The following is a 17,842-nucleotide window of genomic DNA, read 5'->3' on the forward strand; positions in this document are numbered from 1 at the left end:
AGGTCCTACGACGCCGAGCCCGCCGCTCTTCCGGCAGCGAGGTCGTCCTCGTCCAGCACGACCTCGATCTCGCCACCGAACTCCACACCGGGAGCGAGCGGCAGCCGATCGCCGCTCCAGAACCGGCCGGGGTCGTACCAGTTGCTCCCCCGGTGCCGTTGCCGCAGCAGCCCCATCTCCTCCAGCGTCAGCCCCACCACTTCGGCGCAGTACGCGCTCTCGAGCCCACCGGACGGTACGGCCGCCCGGCGACGGCGCGGGAGCCGGCCCGCGAACCATCGCCCCGTGAGTTTCGTCGTCGACGGGAACGGTGTGCCGTCGAGCCGCGCGATCGTGCGCAGCAGCTGGTCCTCCTGGTCCGGGGTGACCGCCACCGAGACCTGCCGCAGCCAGCCGCGCTGGCCGTAACGCGCGGCCCACACCTGCACCGCACTGCGCAGGTCGTGCAACTGCACGCCGCGCTGGTGCCGCCCGGTCCACATGTCCGGGAGACTGCGTCCGAGCTCGGCGTGCCACATCAGCGGCGGCAGGTCCTCGAGCGCGACCGTCATCCCCACGTGGTTCACCGGCGCGTTGGTCAGCGTCTGGATTGCTCGGTCGGCCGGGGTGGCGCCGCGGAAGATCCACAGGTCCCCCGTGCGGGTCGTCGCCACGGCCTCGTCGAGGGTGAGACGCGAACGCGCACCGGCGGACCGATCTGCCGACGAAGTGTCCATGCCGTCAGCCTGCCATGCCCGACGGCCGCTGGGGTCGTCCCCATGACCCCGACGGACCGCTAGGGTCGCCCCATGGCACTGCGCGGTGGCAAGTGGTGGAAGCTCGTCGGACTCGCTGGGATCGTGGGAGTCGCGGCGACCGGTGCTGTCGCCGCCCGCAACGAGCGACAGCGACGGAACTACAGCCCCGACGAGGTGCGTTCGGTGTTGCACGAGCGCTATGCCCGTTCACTCGCCGCACGCGACGGCAGCGCCGAACTCCCCCTCGCCGAGGTACCGATCGGGCCGAAGGAACGGATCAGCCGAGTGCTGCGGCGATTCCGTCGGCGAGATCGGTGATCTGCTCGTCGGTCATCACGAACGACGGGGAGATCTGCATCGCGCCCTGACCGGCCGCGCGTCCCGAGATCCCATGCTGCCGCAGGGTTTTGACGAAACCGAGAGCTTCGGACGGATCGGCGAGCTGCACGGCCGCCACCGCACCGAGGCCGCTGCGCACCTCGGCCACCCGCGGGTGGTCCGCCAGCGGAGCGAGCTTCTCGTGCAGAGTCCGCTCGATCCGCGCCGCCTCGGCGAGCAGATTCTCACGCTCGATGATGTCGAGGTTGGCGAGCGCGGCCGCCGCAGCAGCGGCGTGCCCACCGTAGGTGTAGCCGTGGCGCCACCACACGTCTCCGGCGAAGAACGGTTCGGCGACGCGCGGAGCGACGAACAGGGCGCCCATCGGCAGGTAACCGGAGGTGAGTCCCTTGGCGGTGGTGACCATGTCGGGCTCCAGGTCGAATCGCGACGACGCGAACCACGAACCACCGATACGACCGAAGCCGGTGACCACCTCGTCGACGACGAACAGGATGTCGTGGTCGCGGCAGATGTCGCGGATCTCGGCGAGATAGCCGTCCGGCGGCAGGTACACCCCGCCCGCACCGATGACGGGTTCGCAGAAGAAGGCCGCGATGGAGTCGGCACCGACCGAATCGATGAGTTCGAGCAGCGCCTTGGCGTCGTCCCACGCAACCCGCGCGGTGTCCTCCCACAGGCGGCCGTAGCCCTCACCGTTGACGGGGATACCGGCGAGCGAGGTGCCGCCGACGTGCATGCCGTGGTACGCCTTCTCGCGCGAGACCAGCAGCCGCTTGCCGGGCTTCCCGACCTCCTGCCAGTACCGCCGCGCGAGCTTGGCCGCCGAGTCGACGGAGTCGGATCCACCGGAGGTGAAGAAGATCTTGCTGCCCGGGACCGGGGCGATCCCCGCGAGACGCTCGGCGAGTTCGACGGCGGGTTCGGAGGTCAGATCGCCGAAGTTCGAGTAGTGGGCGAGCTTGGCGACCTGCGCTGCGATCGCGTCGCCGATCTCGGTGCGGCCGTGACCGACATTGGTGAACCACAGTCCGGCGGTGGCATCGAGGTAACGGTTGCCGGCGTCGTCCCAGATGTACGCGCCTTCCCCGCGCGACACGACGAATGCGCCGTCCCGTTCGATCGCGCCCATATCGGCGAATCCGTGCCACAACGCACCCACGACCAACTCCCGTCCACGACGATCACGACACCCGCCATCGTATGCGGAGGAAACGACTCTGGCGCCGGAGGCCCGTACCCGCCACCCTGGTGCCATGACCGAGTTCCGCTTCTCCGTCAACATCTTCGAGGTCGGGTCTCCCGATGTGTTCGTTCGCTGGTGCCGCGCCGTCGAGGACGCGGGTTTCGACGCGGTGTACGCGGCCGACCATCTCGGTGTCCCCGCGCCGTTCCCCGTCCTGGTCGCCGCCGCCGGTGCCACCGAGCGTCTGCGGGTCGGCACGATGGTGCTCGATGCCGGTTTCTGGAATCCGGCACTGCTCGCCCGCGAGATCGCGACCACCGATGTGCTCACCGGCGGCCGGCTCGAGGTCGGCCTCGGCGCAGGCCACATGAGATGGGAGTTCGAGGCGGCCGGGATCGAGTGGGAGCGCTTCGACGAGCGCGCCGAGCGTCTCGAATCCACCGTGCAGGAACTGCAGCGATCGTTCACCGGGCCCGGTTTCGACGAGCAGGCGGCGTTGCGCGAAGCATTCGACCTGCCCGTGCTCCGTCCGGTGCAACGGCGCGGATTCGGCGGCTACGGTCCGCCCCTGATCGTCGGAGGCACCGCGACCGGATCTTTTCCGTCGTCGCCGCCCACGCCGACATCGTGAGTGTCGCGGGTGCCGTCCTGCTGCCGGGGAGGCCACCGGGGACGTTCCGCATCGCCACCGCGGCCGAGGCCGACGACCTGCTCGACTCGCCGTTCGTGCTGATCGGCACGGTCGACGAGATGGCCGGGCAGATCCTGCACAGCCGGGAGCGCTACGCGTTCACCCACTTCACGGTCCACGCCCCGTACCGGGAGACCTTCGGTGAAGTGATCGGCCGGGTGCGTGCTCTGGCGGGCCGACCACCTGGCCTGCCTACCCTCCCCGACCGGCCCCGACCGGGTCGTTTCGCTAGGCTGTGTGATCAGCATGTCCATCTCCCCCGCCCCGAATCGTCGCGAACTGCGCGCTGCCCTGTCCGAGGTCTCCCTCCGCGACGAGAACCGCCTCCGTCGCAGGCTCGACCGGGCGCGGGGCGGCGAGGCGCTGACCGAGGTCGCCGCCGAGATCGAGACCGCCCGCGCCCGGCTCGCGTCCCGTGCGGCGTCGGTCCCGGAGATCCATTATCCCGAGGACCTACCGGTCTCGCAGCGCAAGGACGACATCGCCGCCGCGATCCGCGACCACCAGGTCGTAGTGGTCGCCGGTGAGACCGGTTCGGGCAAGACGACGCAGATCCCGAAGATCTGCCTCGAACTCGGGCGCGGGGTTCGCGGCCTGATCGGCCACACCCAGCCGCGCCGTATCGCCGCGCGCGCCGTCGCCGAGCGACTCGCGGAGGAACTGGACACCGAGCTCGGCGACGCCGTCGGATACACGGTGCGCTTCAACGATCAGGTCACCGAGTCGACACTCGTCAAGCTGATGACCGACGGCATCCTCCTCGCCGAGATCCAGCGCGACCGCCTGCTGCGCCAGTACGACACGCTCATCATCGACGAGGCGCACGAGCGCAGCCTCAACATCGACTTCCTGCTCGGCTACCTCGCGCAGCTGCTTCCGCGTCGCCCCGACCTGAAGGTGATCATCACCTCGGCGACGATCGATCCCGAACGTTTCGCGCGCCACTTCGCCGGCGCGAACGGCACGCCTGCCCCCATCGTGGAGGTCTCCGGCCGCACCTATCCCGTCGAGGTGCGTTACCGGCCGCTGACCGTCGAGGTGGGCGACACGCTGGTCGACCGCGACCCCGTCGACGCGGTGTGCGAGGCCGTCGAGGAACTCCAGCGCGAGGGCGACGGCGACATCCTGGTCTTCCTCTCCGGCGAGCGCGAGATCCGCGACACCGCCGACGCACTGCGCGACCGCAAGCTCCGCAACACCGAGATCCTCCCGCTCTACGGACGCCTGTCGGCGGCCGAACAGCACCGGGTCTTCGCACCGCACACGGGCCGGCGGGTCGTGTTGTCCACCAACGTCGCCGAGACGTCCCTGACGGTTCCCGGTATCCGCTACGTCGTCGACCCCGGCACCGCACGTATCTCGCGGTACTCGGTGCGGACGAAGGTGCAGCGACTGCCGATCGAGCCGATCTCGCAGGCCTCGGCGCGGCAGCGCGCCGGACGGTGCGGTCGTGTCGCCGACGGCATCTGCATCCGTCTGTACTCGGAGGACGACTTCGACGGCCGGCCGGAGTTCACCGAGCCCGAGATCCTGCGCACCAACCTCGCGTCGGTAGTGTTGCAGATGACGGCGCTCGGTCTCGGCGACATCGAGGCGTTCCCGTTCGTGGAGGCCCCGGATCCCCGCGCGATCCGCGACGGCATCGCTCTGCTCGAGGAGCTCGGCGCGCTCGAACCCGCCAAGAAGGGCGAGACGCCGCGCCTGACCGCGACGGGCCGCGAGATCGCCCGCCTGCCCGTCGATCCGCGCATGGCCCGCATGATCGTCGAGGGCCACCGGAACGGATGTCTGCGCGAGGTGCTCATCATCGTCGCGGCCCTGTCGATCCAGGACGTGCGCGAACGCCCGACCGAGTTCCAGCAGGCCGCCGACGAGAAGCACGCCCGGTTCGCGGTCGAGGGCTCGGACTTCCTGGCCTTCCTGCGATTGTGGGACTACCTGAAGGAGCAACGGCGGGAACTGTCGTCGAGCAGGTTCCGCAGGTTGTGCCGCGACGAGTTCCTGCACTGGTTGCGGATCCGTGAGTGGCAGGACCTGCAGGGGCAGCTCCGTCAGATCACTGTCGACATGGGCTGGCAGACGCACCACCGCGACGTGAATCCCGACGACGTCCACAAGTCCCTGCTTGCAGGTCTGCTGTCGCACATCGGTCTTCGCGAGGGCGACAAGCGCGACTTCCTCGGTGCCCGCGGCGCACGGTTCGCCGTCTTCCCGGGATCGTCGTTGTTCAAGAAGCCTCCGCGCTGGGTCATGGCCGCCGAACTCGTGGAGACCTCACGGCTGTGGGCGCGGACGGCCGCGCGCATCGAACCCGAATGGGTCGAGAAGCTCGCTCCGCACCTGGTCAAGCGCACCTACTCGGAGCCGCACTGGTCGACGCGCCGCGAGTCGGCGATGGCCTACGAACGCGTCACGCTCTACGGCATCCCCCTGGTCGCCCAGCGTCCCGTGCCGTACGGACGGATCGATCCGGAGGTCTCGCGCGAACTGTTCATCCGCCACGCCCTCGTGCAAGGCGAATGGCGCACGCAGCACAAGTTCTTCCACGACAACCGGGCGCTGCTCGAGGACGTCGAGGAACTCGAACACCGTGCGCGCCGGCGCGACATCGTCGTCGACGACGAGACCCTGTTCGACTTCTACGACCAGCGGGTAGGCCCGGAGGCGATCTCGGCCCGGCACTTCGACACGTGGTGGAAGAAGACCCGCAGGCAGCAACCCGACCTGCTGACGTTCACGCCGGACACCGTGGTGAACCAGGACGCCGCCTCGGTGCTCGAGGGCGACTATCCGGACGCGTGGCGCCAGGGCGAGATCCAGTTCCCCCTCACCTACCAGTTCGAGCCGGGCACGGAGGAGGACGGTGTCACCGCCCGCGTCCCCGTCGCGCTGCTCGCGAACCTCAAGTCCGTCGGTTTCGACTGGCTGGTACCCGGGATGCGGACCGAGCTGGTCACGGCCCTCATCAAGACCCTGCCGAAACACCTTCGGAGGCAGGTCGTACCGGCTCCCGATTTCGCAGCGGCCGCCCTCGCCTCGGTGACGCCGCGCTCCGAACCGCTCGTCAATGCGATGGCCCGCGAGCTGTCCCGGCTCGGCCGGTGCACGATCGAGTCCTCGGACTTCGATACCGGTGCGTTGCCCGACCATCTGCGGATGACCTTCGCCGCGGTCGACGAGCGCGGCACCGTGCTCGGCCGCAGCAAGAGCCTGGCGGCCCTGCGGAAGAAGTTGGCTCCGCGGGTCGAAGCGGAGGTCTCGCGCGCCGCTGCGGGCACCGAACGTCCCGCGGCGGTGGTGTGGACGGCCGAGACCCTCGGGAACCTGCCGGAGACCGTCACCCGCGAGGTCGGTGGCCGGAAGGTCACCGGTTACCCTGCCCTGGTCGCGGAGAAGGACGGCGTCGCGGTGCGCGTGCTCAGCACACCGCAGGCCCAGCAGAACGCGACGCGTCAGGGGTTGCGTGCCCTGCTTCTGTCGTCGGCACCGACGAAGGCGAAGGCCGTGACCTCGGGGCTGACCAACATGGAGCGGCTCGCGCTCGGGCGGAACCCCGACGGATCGTTCGAAGCGCTGATCGAGGACTGCCGTGCCTGCGCGGTGGACGAACTTATCGCCGCACACGGCGCACCCGTGCGCACGCCCGACGAGTTCGAGGCGCTCGCGGCCACGGTGCGGTCACACCTGCCGGGGCGCGTGGCCCGTCTGTTGAAAGCGGTTGTGCCCGTGCTGTCCCGCGCCCACGAGGTGGGTGTGCTCCTCGATCGGTCGGACGGCGAGGCTGCCGACGACGTACGCGAACAGCTGCAGTCGTTGCTGTTCCCCGGCTTCGTCACCGATCTGGGGTCGCGGCGGATCGCCGACCTGCCGCGCTATCTCACCGCGGCCGCGCAACGCCTGGAGGCGTTGCCGGCGAGTGCGCATCGCGATGCCGCGGGAATGGATGTGCTCGATCGCGTCTACGGCGCCTACGACAAGCTACTCGCACGACTGCCGGAGGAACGGCGCGCCGCGCCCGAGGTGGTCGAGATCTACTGGATGATCGAGGAACTGCGCGTGAGCCTGTTCGCGCAGGGTCTCGGAACGCGGATCCCAGTGTCGGAGAAGCGCGTCCTGAAGGCGATCGACGGGATCCGGTAGCGACCGGACCGGCCGGCGTGCGGTCGGCTTCGACCGGGTCGCTCAGTCGGTCTCGACCGAGCAGGACTTCTTGTGCTCGCGCAGTTCCTGGATCTCGCGTTCGAAATCCTCTGCAGAACTGAAGGAACGGTAGACCGAGGCGAATCGAAGATAGGCAACCTCGTCGAGATCGCGTAGGGGTCCGAGGATCGCCAGTCCGACCTCGTGGCTCGGGACCTCGGGTGAGCCCTTCGCCCGCACCGCGTCCTCGACCTGCTGCGCGAGCTTGTTGAGTGCGTCGTTGTCGACATCGCGTCCCTGGCAGGCGCGGGCCACGCCGCGCACGACCTTCTCGCGGCTGAACGGCTCGGTCACGCCGCTGCGCTTGACGACGGACAGCACGGCCGTCTCGACTGTGGTGAAGCGGCGCCCGCATTCGGGACACGCCCGCCGACGACGGATCGCGGCACCCTCGTCTGCCTCGCGCGAATCGACCACCCGGGAATCGGGATGGCGGCAATACGGGCAGTACATGTCGGTTCCTTCGTCGTGCCCGTGCGGGTCGCGACGTCGGCGCCGAAGCGATGTCTCCCGACCGGAACCGTCTCCACCCGCGAGTGGGCCGACACCGCCGCAACCACACGGAGTGGTGTGACTGACAGTGTTAGACAATACCCGCCTGTCCGGCTCGGGAGCGGATCGCGGGTCCGGCGGGGCCACGACGCCCTCATTCCCGGCTGGAATCCGGCAAGAGGAGGCGGCTTCCGGCCTGCACGGCCGTACCGTCGAGCGAGTTGAGGTCGGCGATCCTCGCGACCGTGACGTCGGGCCACACGCGAGCGGCCAAGGCCTCCAAACTCTCCCCCTCTCGCACGACCGTGGTGCCGGCGCTCTGCGAGATCACCTCATCGGTGCGCACGTGGGCGAGCACGAGGAGCATCGTGGTCGCGAGCGCGGTGAGGAGCACCGTCGTGGCCATCTGCCGCCAACTCGTCCCCTCCGCAGGCCGGCGACTGCGCGGTGCGATCTCCGAACGGCGGTGCAGGGGTTCCCGCGAGGGCGCGGCGACGCGCGGTCTCGTCCGCGCCGGGACACGGGTGCGATGGTGCAGCGTCGACGTCGCGATCGGCCGGATGCGATATGCCGCCGCCCCGGGCGCACCTGCTCCCGGCGGGCCCACGACGGTCCGCCCTGCCGTGCTCGTCCGGACTGAGGCACCGGTTCGGACCACCGCGCCCTGTCGCGCCGTACCCACCGGAACCGCCGTGTCGATCCGAACCGCTCTGCTCATCGGAAATCCTCCGTGTCGCTGTGCGTGGTCTTCCGACCCCGTCCGTGTCGCTGTGCGTGGTCTTCCGACCCCGTCCGACCACTCGATCATGTGTTCGAACGAAAGTCTGTTCGAATGTTCTATCACGAGTCACAGCCTGACGGCAGCTCCTCGGAGGGTGAATCTCGAACATCTGTTTGATATACGCGCGGGATCTCGATAGATTCGAAAGGCAACTTGCAACCCATCCGACACTCGCCGCACGGAGGTCACGATGAAGGCGGACGGAACATCCACAGCCCGCCGGGGCGGACCCGCGACCGACGATCCCACCGCGAGCCTCACCGAGCGTCAGCGTCGTGTGCTCGAGGTCATCCGCGATTCCGTCAGCGAACGGGGGTACCCGCCGAGCATCCGTGAGATCGGCGACGCCGTCGGCCTCAACTCCACATCCTCCGTCGCACACCAGCTGCGCACGCTCGAACGGAAGGGCTTCCTGCGCCGGGATCCGAACCGTCCGCGTGCCGTGGACGTCCGCGGTCTCGAGCCCACCCCCGCACCCGAGTCCTCGCCCGAGGTGGTCGCCGGCTCGTCGACCGACGACATCCCTTCGGCGGCAATGGTTCCCGTCGTCGGCCGGATCGCTGCCGGTGGTCCGATCCTGGCCGAGGAATCGGTCGAGGATATCTTCCCGCTGCCGCGCGAACTCGTCGGTCAGGGCTCGCTGTTCCTGCTCAAGGTCGTCGGCCAGTCGATGATCGACGCAGCCATCTGCGACGGCGACTGGGTGGTCGTCCGGCAGCAGAACGTCGCCGACAACGGCGATATCGTCGCCGCGATGCTCGACGGCGAGGCCACCGTCAAGACGTTCAAGCGGGTCGACGGCGACGTCTGGCTCATGCCGCACAACCCGATGTTCGAACCCATCCCGGGCAACGACGCAGTCGTCCTCGGCAAGGTCGTCACGGTCGTCCGCAAGATCTGATCCCCGGGCCACCGGCGACGAACGAGACCGGGGTGGCTCCGCACAGCGGAGCCACCCCGACCTTCTCGTACGTGCCTCAGACGTTGAGGCCGCGCCCGATGACTTCCTTCATGATCTCGTTCGTGCCGCCGTAGATCTTCTGCACGCGGGCATCGAGGTACGCCTTGGCGACCGGGTACTCGCGCATGTAGCCGTAGCCACCGTGCAGCTGCAGGCAGCGGTCGATCAGCTCGACCTGCTTGTCGGTGGTCCAGTACTTGGCCATCGCGGCCTCCTGGACGGTGAGCTTCTTCTCGTTGAGCAGCTCGATGCACCGGTCCACGAACACCCGGGCCAGCTGGGTCTCGGTGGCGAGCTCGGCGAGCTCGAAGCGGGTGTTCTGGAACTTGCCGATCGGCTTGCCGAACGCCTTGCGGTCGCGGCAGTACTGGATCGTGTCGTCGAGCACGCGCTCCATCGCAGCAGCGGCGACGACGGCGATCGCGAGACGTTCCTGCGGCAGGTTCTGCATCAGGTAGATGAAGCCCATGCCCTCCTGGCCGAGGAGGTTGGCCGCCGGGACGCGAACGTCGTTGAAGCTGAGCTCCGCCGTGTCCTGAGCGTCGAGGCCGATCTTGTCGAGGTTGCGTCCCCGCTCGAAGCCCGGCATGCCGCGCTCGACGACGAGCAGCGAGAAGCCCTGGGCGCCCTTCTCCGGGTCGGTGCATGCGACGACGATCACCAGATCGGAGTGGATGCCGTTGGTGATGAACGTCTTGGCGCCGTTGAGGATCCAGTCGTCACCGTCGCGCACCGCGCGGGTCTTGATGCCCTGCAGGTCGCTGCCGGTGCCCGGCTCTGTCATCGCGATGGCCGTGATCAGCTCACCCGAACAGAAGCCCGGGAGCCAACGCTTCTTCTGCTCCTCGTTGGCGAGCTCGAGCAGGTAGGGAGCGACGACATCGTTGTGCAGCATGAAGCCCAGACCGCTGAAGCCCAGCTTGGTGGTCTCCTCGGCCATGATGGCGTTGTAGCGGAAGTCGTCCATGCCACCGCCGCCGTACTCCTCCGGCACCGCCATGCCGAGGAAGCCCTGCGCGCCGGCCTTCTTCCACACCTCACGGTCGACGATCTTGTCCTTCTCCCACTGCTCGTGGAAGGGGGCCACCTCCTGTTCGAGGAACTTCCGGTACGACTCCCGGAAGAGGTCGTGCTCGGGCTCGAATAGGGTGCGTTGCATCTGCGCTCCTGTGTGAGACGTCGTTCGACATACTCACGGTATGCAGACGAGGGCGCGGTGACGCTGACACAACCGAGCGCATTTTGTGACCCGGACGACCCCGGCGGGTACGCGTCGGTATCGAACGACCCGCGGGCACGGGTCGGTGTCGGCTGATGCGCCGGGTTCCGGTCAGCGGCGCAGATCCTCGAGTCTGCGCAGCAGCGGGTACGCGACGAGGATGCCGATCGAACCCCAGGCGATACCGCCGAGTTCGACCGAGCCGATCGACAAGGTCAGGTCGCCGATGCCGGCGACGAGCGCCGCGGCCGCGACCGTGAGGTTGACCGGATCCGTGAAGTCGACCTTCGCCTCCGTCCAGATGCGGACACCGAGGATGCCGATCAGGCCGTAGAGCACGAGGGTCGCGCCGCCGAGGACGCCCTCGGGCACGGTGAACACCAGCGCACCGAACTTCGGCGAGAAGGCCAGCACGACGGCGGTGACCGCCGCAACGGCGTATGCAGCGGTCGAGTACACGCGTGTGGCCGCCATGACGCCGATGTTCTCGGCATAGGTGGTCGTGCCCGAGCCGCCGCCCGCACCCGCGAGGGTGGTCGCAAGGCCGTCGGCGATGAGCGCATTGCCGGCCATGTCGTCGAGGTTTCGACCGGTCATCGCGGCGACCGCCTTGACGTGGCCTACGTTCTCCGCGACCAGCACGACGACGACGGGCAGCGCCAACAGCACGACCGACAGTTCGAAGGTGGGGCCGTGCAGATCGGGCAGGCCGAACCACGCCGCGTCGCGCATGGCGTCGATGCGCTCGGACGCGATCGCCCCGGTGAACGCCGCGAAGATCCATCCGACGATCACACCGACGAGGATGCCGAGGCGGCCGAGCATGCCCGGGCCGACCACCGTCACGAGCAGTGTGACCACGAGCGTGATCGTGGCGACGAGCGGTTGGGCTTCGAACGATCCGGTGGCCGTCGGCGCGAGGTTGAGGCCGATGAGGGCGACGATCGCCCCGGTGACCACCGGCGGCATGACCGCGTCGATGATGCGCGAACCCGCCGCCTTGACCACGAGGCCGACAAGCACCAGCACGATACCGACGGCGACGATCCCGCCGAGCTGCGCTGCCGGACCGGAACCGGCCGAGGCGCTGAGCGGCGCGATGAACGCGAAAGACGAACCGAGATAGCTGGGCACCCGGCCGCGCGTGATGATCAGGAACAGCGCGGTGCCGATACCGGAGAACAGCAGCGTGGTCGTGACGGGGAAGCCCGTGATAGTCGGCACGAGCAGGGTGGCGCCGAACATCGCGATGACGTGCTGCATCCCGATGCCGATGGTGCGCGGCCACGACAGTCGCTCGTGCGGTGCGACCACCGCACCGGGGTTGATGCGACGTCCGTCGCCGTGCAGGGTCCAGCCGCGGCGTGTGGTCGTGCGTCCGGTCGTGTTCGCTCGTTCGGTCACGACAGGTCATCGTAGAACCGGCAGCCTCATCGGCGTAGAACAGACCGCCCCGGCCGCGTAGAACAGGCCGTCCCGGCCGCGTAGAACAGGCCGTCCCGGCCGCGCCGCTCAGTCCAGCAGTTTCGCTGCCACGGCACGTGCCGCGACGGGGTCGTCGCTCGCGAGGACCGCCTCGGCCGCCTCACGGCAACGGTCCATCGGGACCGAGGAGAGCCGGGCGCCGACACCCGTCACCGCCGACGCGGCGCACGACAGGGACGTCACGCCCATTCCGGTCAGGACGCAGGCGAGGAGCGGGTCGGCCGCCGCCTCGCCGCACACCCCCACCGGCTTGCTCGCGGCCGCCCCGGCCTGCGCCGCGCGGGCCACGAGTGCGAGCACCGCGGGCTGCCACGGGTCGGTGAGTGCGGCCAGCTGCGGCGACATCCGATCGGCCGCCATCGTGTACTGGGCGAGGTCGTTGGTGCCGATCGACAGGAAGTCCAGGTGTTCGAGCAACCGATCGGCGAGCAGCGCCGCGGACGGAACCTCGATCATGACGCCGGAAGACAGCCCGCGCTCGCGCACCCGCGCGGCGAAATCGGCCGCCTCCGAGACGGTCGCCACCATCGGTGCCATGACCCACGGCATGGCGCCGGTGCGCGAGGCCGCGGCGGCCACCGCGTCGAGCTGACGATCGAGGACTCCCGGCGCCGTGGTCGTGATGCGGATACCGCGGACGCCGAGGGCGGGATTGTGTTCGTCGGGGTGGTTGGCGAACCGGAGGGGCTTGTCGGAGCCGGCGTCGAGGGTCCGCAGGACGACCTTCCGTCCCTCGAACGCCTCGAAGACCTCTGCATAGATGTCGGCCTGCTCGTCCACCGTCGGTTCGGTGTCGCGGTCGAGGAAACACAACTCGGTGCGGAACAGTCCGACGCCCTGCGCCGGCGTCCGGCGCGCCGCACGGGCACCCGATCCGTCCTGCACGTTGGCGAGGATCTCGACCGGGTGACCGTCGGCGGTGGCGCCGGGACCGGACCAGCCCGCCACCCGCTCGCGCTCGACGCGGTCGCGTTCGACCTCGGCTGCGGCCTCGGCGCTGTCCGGGGAGATCACGATCCGGCCCGTCGCGCCGTCGACCAGCACCTCGGTGCCGGCAGGGACGTCGTCGAGACCTGCCACCGCGACGACACACGGGATGCCGAGCTGGCGCGCGATGATCGCGGTGTGGCTCGTGGGTCCTCCGAGGGAGGTGGCCAGCGCGACGACGACGGACGGGTCGAGTCCGGCGGTGTCGGCGGGTGCGAGATCGGCCGCGAGGAGCACGGACGGCGAATCGGGCATCTCGAGACCGGGTTCGGGGGCGCCCTGCAGTTCGGCGATCACGCGGTCGCGGATGTCGAGCAGGTCGGTGACCCGCTCGGACTGCAGCCCGCCCATCTTCTCGAACAGGGCCGCGAACTGGTCGGTGGCGGCGACGGTGGCACCGACCGCGTCGGACCCGGACCGGATCTTCGTCGCGGTCGCCCCGCGCCAGGCGCGGTCCTCGACCAGCACAGCGGTGGCTTGGAGCACTTCTGCCGCGGCACCCGATGCACGCGAGGCGCGGGCGCGCAGCCGCTCGGCCACGACCTTCGCGGCGTCCTCGAACCGGCCCACCTCGGCCTCGCGCGCCGTGTCGGGGATCGAGGCGCCCTGCGCCGGGACCACAGGACGCGCGACGGGACGGATGACCGGCCCGTATCCGATACCGGGGACGACGGGGGTGCCGTGCAGGACGGACGCCGACTGCTCCATGGAGATCTCCTCACCGCAGTAGTTCGTTGTGACTCAGATTACTCGGAAGCCTTGACATGTCAACACGGACGGGCGTAAAACAACATAAACCAACATTGTTTTCCCCACAGATCGGGTACCCCCAGGAGTGTCGGTGTACGCAGAGGAACGGCAGCAGGCGATCGCAGCACTGGTGGCGGCACGTGGCCGCGTGTCGGTCGCAGTGCTCGCCGACCGGTACGGCGTCACCACCGAGACCGTGCGCCGCGACCTCGCACACCTCGAACGCCTGGGGCTCGTGCGGCGGGTTCACGGCGGCGCGATCCCGGCCGCCTCGCTCTCGGTGGCCGAGCCTGCCCTCTCCGAGCGCGAACACACCCGCGCCGAACACAAGGACCGCATCGCCGCCGCCGCGACGTCCTTCCTCCCGCCGTCCGGCGGAAGCGTGCTCTTCGACGCCGGCACCACGACCGGCAGGATCGTCGGAGCGCTGCCGCCCGAGCTCGACCTCACCGTCGTCACCAACTCGGTGCCGATCGCCGCGCGCCTCGCCGCAATGAGCACCGTGCAGCTGCACCTGCTCGGCGGTCGCGTCCGCGGTGTCACGCAGGCCGCGGTGGGTGCCGAGGCCCTCGCCACCTTGTCGACGGTGCACGTCGACGTGGCCTTCATCGGCACCAACGCGCTGAGCATCGACCACGGCCTGTCCACCCCCGACGCCGACGAGGCCGCGGTCAAGCGCGCGATGGTGCGCACCGCCGACCGGGTCGTCGTGGTCGCCGATTCGTCGAAGGTCGGTCGGCGCAATCTGCTGAGCTTCGCGTCGCTCGAACCGATCGACGTTCTGGTCACCGACACCGATCTCGACGACACCGACCGTCGGCAACTCATCGAACACGGAATCGAGGTGGTGACGACATGATCGTCACGCTCACGGCCAACCCCAGTCTCGATCGCACGGTCGGGCTGACGGGCCCGCTCGAGCGCGGGAAGGTGCATCGCACCGAGCGATCCACCGTCGATCCGGGCGGCAAGGGGATCAACGTCGCGCGTGTGCTGCACGCCGCGACGACCGAGGTCGTCGCCGTTCTCCCGGCCAACGCCGGCGATCCTCTGCTCGCCGCGCTGGACGAGCAGGGCATCGCCCATCGGGCCGTGCCCACCTCCGGGCCGACGCGCAACAACATCACCGTCGCCGAACCCGACGGCACCACGACCAAACTCAACGAACCCGGAACCCCCTGCACCGGAAGCACACTCGGCGAGTTGCACGCAGTCCTGCTGGAATGCGCGCAGGGAGCCGCGTGGACCGTCCTGTCCGGTTCTCTTCCTCCCGGTGTGCCCGAGTCGTGGTATGCCGATCTCGTGGGTGCCCTGCGCGGTCTCGGATGCCGCATCGCGGTCGACACCTCCGAGCGGCCACTGCTCGCCCTCGCCGAGCGGTTCCCCGCGGCGGCCCCGGACGTGATCAAGCCGAACGCCGACGAACTGGCCCAGCTCACCGGCGCGGACGCCCACGAACTCGAATCCGGCGCCGCCGCAGGAGACGTCGGCGCCGTGGTCGACGCGGGACGGGTGCTGGTGGAACGCGGGGTCGGCGCGGTACTCGCGACCCTCGGCGGTGCGGGCGCGGTGCTGGTCACCGCCACCGGCGCGTGGCGGGCCACCGCCGACGACGTCACGGTCCGCAGCACGGTCGGCGCGGGCGACTCGTCGCTCGCCGGATATCTGCTCGCCGAGCAGGCCGGTCACACCCCCGACGAGTGCCTGCGCCTCGCCGTGGCGTACGGAACCGCAGCCGTCATGCTCCCCGGAACAGCCCTGCCCACACCCGATTCCGTCGATCCATCCCGAGTGCACGTCACCGACGTCCACCGCCGACCCCGACCGCTCCCCTCCCACTCCTAAGGAACGTCATGTCCGACACCACCTCCGGCTCCGCAGGCGGTTCCTCGATCATCGGCACGGAACTCGTCTCGCTCGATGTAGACCTGGGATCCGACAAGAACTCCGTCATCGCCGCGCTCGCCGAGCGTCTCGCAGCGAACGGTCGCGCATCCGACGCCGACGCACTCACCGCGGCCGTTCTCGAACGGGAGGCCAAGTCCGCCACCGGCCTTCCCGGCGGGATCGCGATCCCGCACGCACGCAGCGAAGCGGTGACCACGCCGTCGCTCGGTTTCGCCCGGCTGTCCCCGAAGGCCGACTTCGGTGCGCCCGACGGACCCGCCGACCTCGTCTTCCTCATTGCCGCGCCCGAAGGTGCGGGCGGCGACCACATGAAGCTGCTCACCGCTCTCGCTCGTGCACTCGTGCGCCCGGACTTCGTCGCGTCGCTGCGCGCGGCCGCGTCCGCGGACGAGGTCATCGCGCTGGTCGAGGACGTCCTCCCGCCCCGACCGGAGTCGTCGGGCAGCGCTCCTGCCGGCTCGACCGCAGCGCCGGAACAGCCGTCACCGACAGCCGCTGCGAAGCCGGCGGTCGCGCCTCCGCAGAGCGCGGAACAGCCCGGAGGCCGCACGATCGTCGCGGTCACCGCGTGCCCGACCGGTATCGCGCACACCTACATGGCCGCCGATGCGCTGGCCGCCGCCGGTGAACGCGCGGGCGTGACGGTCCGGGTGGAGACGCAGGGATCGAGCGGCAGCACTCCCCTGCCCCCCGACGTGATCGCCGGCGCCGACGCCGTCATCTTCGCCACCGACGTGGGGGTCAAGGGCCGCGAACGGTTCGCCGGGAAGCCCGTGATCGCATCGGGCGTGAAGCGCGCGATCAACGAACCGGACACCATGGTCGACGAGGCCCTGCGGGCCGCCACCGATCCGTCCGCACGCACCGTCGAGGGCACCGCGGGCGCCCCGGCGGGTGAGTCGGAGAGCGGCAGCGACCTCGGTTGGGGTACCCGGCTGCGGCAGATCCTGCTCACCGGTGTGAGTTACATGATCCCGTTCGTCGCGGCCGGTGGTCTGCTCATCGCTCTGGGCTTCCTGCTCGCCGGTCCCGACATCACCGACTCGGCCGCCGACATCGTCCTCGACAACACGCTCACCAACCTTCCCGAGGGTGGGCTCGGCACTTATCTCGGTGCGGTGCTGTACCAGATCGGCTCGTTGGCGTTCTCGTTCCTCGTCCCGGCACTGGCCGGGTACATCGCCTTCGCGATCGCGGACCGTCCGGGTCTGGCTCCGGGCTTCACCGCCGGTGCGGTGGCCGTCTTCGTCGGCGCCGGTTTCATCGGCGGTCTGGTCGGCGGCATCATCGCCGGCTTCGCGGCCCTGTGGGTCGGCCGTATCCCGCTGCCCACTTGGGCTCGTGGCCTGATGCCTGTGGTGATCATCCCGCTGCTCGCGAGCCTGATCGTCGGTGGGCTCATGTTCCTGCTGCTCGGTCGCCCGCTCGCCGCGATCACGACCGGTCTCACCGACTGGCTCAACGGTCTGTCCGGTGGTTCCGCGGTGCTGCTCGGTGCGATCCTCGGCCTGATGATGTGCTTCGACCTCGGCGGACCGGTCAACAAGGCCGCCTACGCCTTCGCGGTCGCGGGTCTCGACGTCGCCAACACCGGTTCGCTCGAGATCATGGCGGCGGTCATGGCCGCCGGTATGGTTCCGCCGCTCGCCATGGCACTGTCGTCGCTGGTGCGTCCGCGTCTCTACAGCACGGCCGAACGCGAGAACGGCAAGGCCGCCTGGCTGCTCGGTGCATCGTTCATCTCGGAGGGCGCCATCCCGTTCGCGGCGGCCGACCCGTTCCGGGTCATCCCGTCGATGATGCTCGGCGGCGCCGTGACCGGCGGCATCGTCATGGCGACGGGTGTCACGCTCACCGCTCCCCACGGCGGATTGTTCGTGCTGTTCGCGATGGACCGCGTCGTGTGGTTCCTGATCGCACTGGCAGCCGGTACGGTGGTCGCCGCACTCGCGGTCAGTATCGCCAAGTCGATCACGCGTCCCGCCCGGGTTGCCGCCGACGAGGCGAACCCCCAGCCCGTAGCGGCACGCTCCTGATCACAGCGGCACGCTCCTGATCACAGCGGCACGCTCCTGATCACAGCGGCACGCGCCTGATCTACCCAAC

At 69.6% G+C, this 17,842-nt stretch carries 13 protein-coding genes and 1 pseudogene; 7 read left to right on the forward strand and 7 right to left on the reverse strand.

What is annotated here, in order from left to right; translation table 11 throughout:
• Window positions 1–5: 5 nt before the first annotated feature.
• Window positions 6–716, reverse strand: coding sequence for a hypothetical protein (locus BLV31_RS15725; RefSeq protein WP_006551321.1), 711 nt, complete (start codon window positions 714–716; stop codon window positions 6–8).
• A 72-nt stretch (window positions 717–788) separates the two neighbouring features.
• On the opposite strand from BLV31_RS15725, the gene BLV31_RS15730 reads away from it, so the two are divergent.
• Entirely contained in the window at window positions 789–1,055 is a 267-nt protein-coding gene (locus tag BLV31_RS15730) for a hypothetical protein (RefSeq protein WP_006551320.1), read from the forward strand.
• Here BLV31_RS15730 and BLV31_RS15735 read toward each other — a convergent pair.
• Complete coding sequence (locus BLV31_RS15735) at window positions 1,015–2,208, reverse strand: aminotransferase family protein (RefSeq protein ID WP_064060813.1); 1,194 nt, start codon at window positions 2,206–2,208, stop codon at window positions 1,015–1,017. The two genes, BLV31_RS15730 and BLV31_RS15735, sit on opposite strands and share 41 nt — an antisense overlap.
• 124 nt (window positions 2,209–2,332) lie before the next feature.
• Between BLV31_RS15735 and BLV31_RS15740 the strand changes: the two are divergent.
• Together BLV31_RS15740 and hrpA are read left to right on the forward strand one after the other, a co-directional pair.
• Window positions 2,333–3,126: pseudogene (locus BLV31_RS15740) on the forward strand (LLM class flavin-dependent oxidoreductase); the annotation flags it as partial.
• Window positions 3,127–3,199: 73 nt separating this feature from the next.
• Window positions 3,200–7,093 carry an ATP-dependent RNA helicase HrpA gene (hrpA, locus tag BLV31_RS15745; protein ID WP_064060798.1) on the forward strand — a complete coding sequence of 1,298 codons (3,894 nt, stop codon included), beginning with the start codon at window positions 3,200–3,202 and terminating at the stop codon, window positions 7,091–7,093.
• A 42-nt stretch (window positions 7,094–7,135) separates the two neighbouring features.
• On the opposite strand, the gene nrdR is transcribed toward hrpA, so the two are convergent.
• Window positions 7,136–7,606, reverse strand: coding sequence for a transcriptional regulator NrdR (gene nrdR / locus BLV31_RS15750; protein WP_006551317.1), 471 nt, complete (start codon window positions 7,604–7,606; stop codon window positions 7,136–7,138).
• 193 nt (window positions 7,607–7,799) lie between these two features.
• A complete protein-coding gene (locus BLV31_RS25465; RefSeq protein WP_248846224.1) occupies window positions 7,800–8,363 on the reverse strand; it encodes a LysM peptidoglycan-binding domain-containing protein in 564 nt (187 codons plus the stop codon).
• Window positions 8,364–8,616: 253 nt separating this feature from the next.
• Between BLV31_RS25465 and lexA the strand changes: the two genes are divergently transcribed.
• The gene (gene lexA, locus BLV31_RS15760; RefSeq protein WP_064060796.1) at window positions 8,617–9,327 is read left to right on the forward strand and encodes a transcriptional repressor LexA; all 711 of its coding nucleotides are present in this window, start codon (window positions 8,617–8,619) and stop codon (window positions 9,325–9,327) included.
• Window positions 9,328–9,403: 76 nt separating this feature from the next.
• On the opposite strand, the gene BLV31_RS15765 is transcribed toward lexA, so the two are convergent.
• The 3 genes from BLV31_RS15765 to ptsP all read right to left on the reverse strand — a co-directional run bounded on the left by BLV31_RS15765 (window position 9,404) and on the right by ptsP (window position 13,786).
• Window positions 9,404–10,546 carry an acyl-CoA dehydrogenase family protein gene (locus BLV31_RS15765; protein ID WP_064060795.1) on the reverse strand — a complete coding sequence of 381 codons (1,143 nt, stop codon included), beginning with the start codon at window positions 10,544–10,546 and terminating at the stop codon, window positions 9,404–9,406.
• A gap of 171 nt (window positions 10,547–10,717) precedes the next feature.
• Window positions 10,718–12,010 carry a solute carrier family 23 protein gene (locus BLV31_RS15770; protein WP_064060794.1) on the reverse strand — a complete coding sequence of 431 codons (1,293 nt, stop codon included), beginning with the start codon at window positions 12,008–12,010 and terminating at the stop codon, window positions 10,718–10,720.
• A gap of 108 nt (window positions 12,011–12,118) precedes the next feature.
• On the reverse strand, window positions 12,119–13,786 hold the full coding sequence (gene ptsP, locus BLV31_RS15775; protein WP_064060793.1) for a phosphoenolpyruvate--protein phosphotransferase: 1,668 nt from the start codon (window positions 13,784–13,786) through the stop codon (window positions 12,119–12,121).
• Between the two features lie 133 nt (window positions 13,787–13,919).
• Here ptsP and BLV31_RS15780 point away from each other — a divergent pair, with 133 nt between their 5' ends.
• From BLV31_RS15780 to BLV31_RS15790, 3 genes are read left to right on the forward strand one after another with little or no spacing between them, the layout of a single operon-like run.
• Complete coding sequence (locus BLV31_RS15780; RefSeq protein ID WP_064060812.1) at window positions 13,920–14,687, forward strand: DeoR/GlpR family DNA-binding transcription regulator; 768 nt, start codon at window positions 13,920–13,922, stop codon at window positions 14,685–14,687.
• Entirely contained in the window at window positions 14,684–15,673 is a 990-nt protein-coding gene (pfkB, locus tag BLV31_RS15785) for a 1-phosphofructokinase (RefSeq protein WP_064060792.1), read from the forward strand. Before BLV31_RS15780 ends, pfkB begins: the two co-directional genes overlap by 4 nt.
• Before the next feature lie 8 nt (window positions 15,674–15,681).
• Window positions 15,682–17,772, forward strand: a complete 2,091-nt coding sequence (locus BLV31_RS15790) for a PTS fructose transporter subunit IIABC (RefSeq protein WP_006551309.1) — start codon at window positions 15,682–15,684, stop codon at window positions 17,770–17,772.
• Window positions 17,773–17,842: the final 70 nt, after the last annotated feature.

The organism is Rhodococcus pyridinivorans (assembly GCF_900105195.1).
Taxonomy (GTDB): Bacteria; Actinomycetota; Actinomycetes; order Mycobacteriales; family Mycobacteriaceae; genus Rhodococcus; species Rhodococcus pyridinivorans.

Coding starts and splice junctions, on each gene's coding strand:
- BLV31_RS15725 (WP_006551321.1), bottom strand. CDS start 716: ATGGACACTTCGTCGGCAGATCGGTCCGCCGGTGCGCGTTCGCGTCTC.
- BLV31_RS15730 (WP_006551320.1), top strand. CDS start 789: ATGGCACTGCGCGGTGGCAAGTGGTGGAAGCTCGTCGGACTCGCTGGG.
- BLV31_RS15735 (WP_064060813.1), bottom strand. CDS start 2,208: ATGGGCGCGATCGAACGGGACGGCGCATTCGTCGTGTCGCGCGGGGAA.
- hrpA (WP_064060798.1), top strand. CDS start 3,200: ATGTCCATCTCCCCCGCCCCGAATCGTCGCGAACTGCGCGCTGCCCTG.
- nrdR (WP_006551317.1), bottom strand. CDS start 7,606: ATGTACTGCCCGTATTGCCGCCATCCCGATTCCCGGGTGGTCGATTCG.
- BLV31_RS25465 (WP_248846224.1), bottom strand. CDS start 8,363: ATGAGCAGAGCGGTTCGGATCGACACGGCGGTTCCGGTGGGTACGGCG.
- lexA (WP_064060796.1), top strand. CDS start 8,617: ATGAAGGCGGACGGAACATCCACAGCCCGCCGGGGCGGACCCGCGACC.
- BLV31_RS15765 (WP_064060795.1), bottom strand. CDS start 10,546: ATGCAACGCACCCTATTCGAGCCCGAGCACGACCTCTTCCGGGAGTCG.
- ptsP (WP_064060793.1), bottom strand. CDS start 13,786: ATGGAGCAGTCGGCGTCCGTCCTGCACGGCACCCCCGTCGTCCCCGGT.
- pfkB (WP_064060792.1), top strand. CDS start 14,684: ATGATCGTCACGCTCACGGCCAACCCCAGTCTCGATCGCACGGTCGGG.
- BLV31_RS15790 (WP_006551309.1), top strand. CDS start 15,682: ATGTCCGACACCACCTCCGGCTCCGCAGGCGGTTCCTCGATCATCGGC.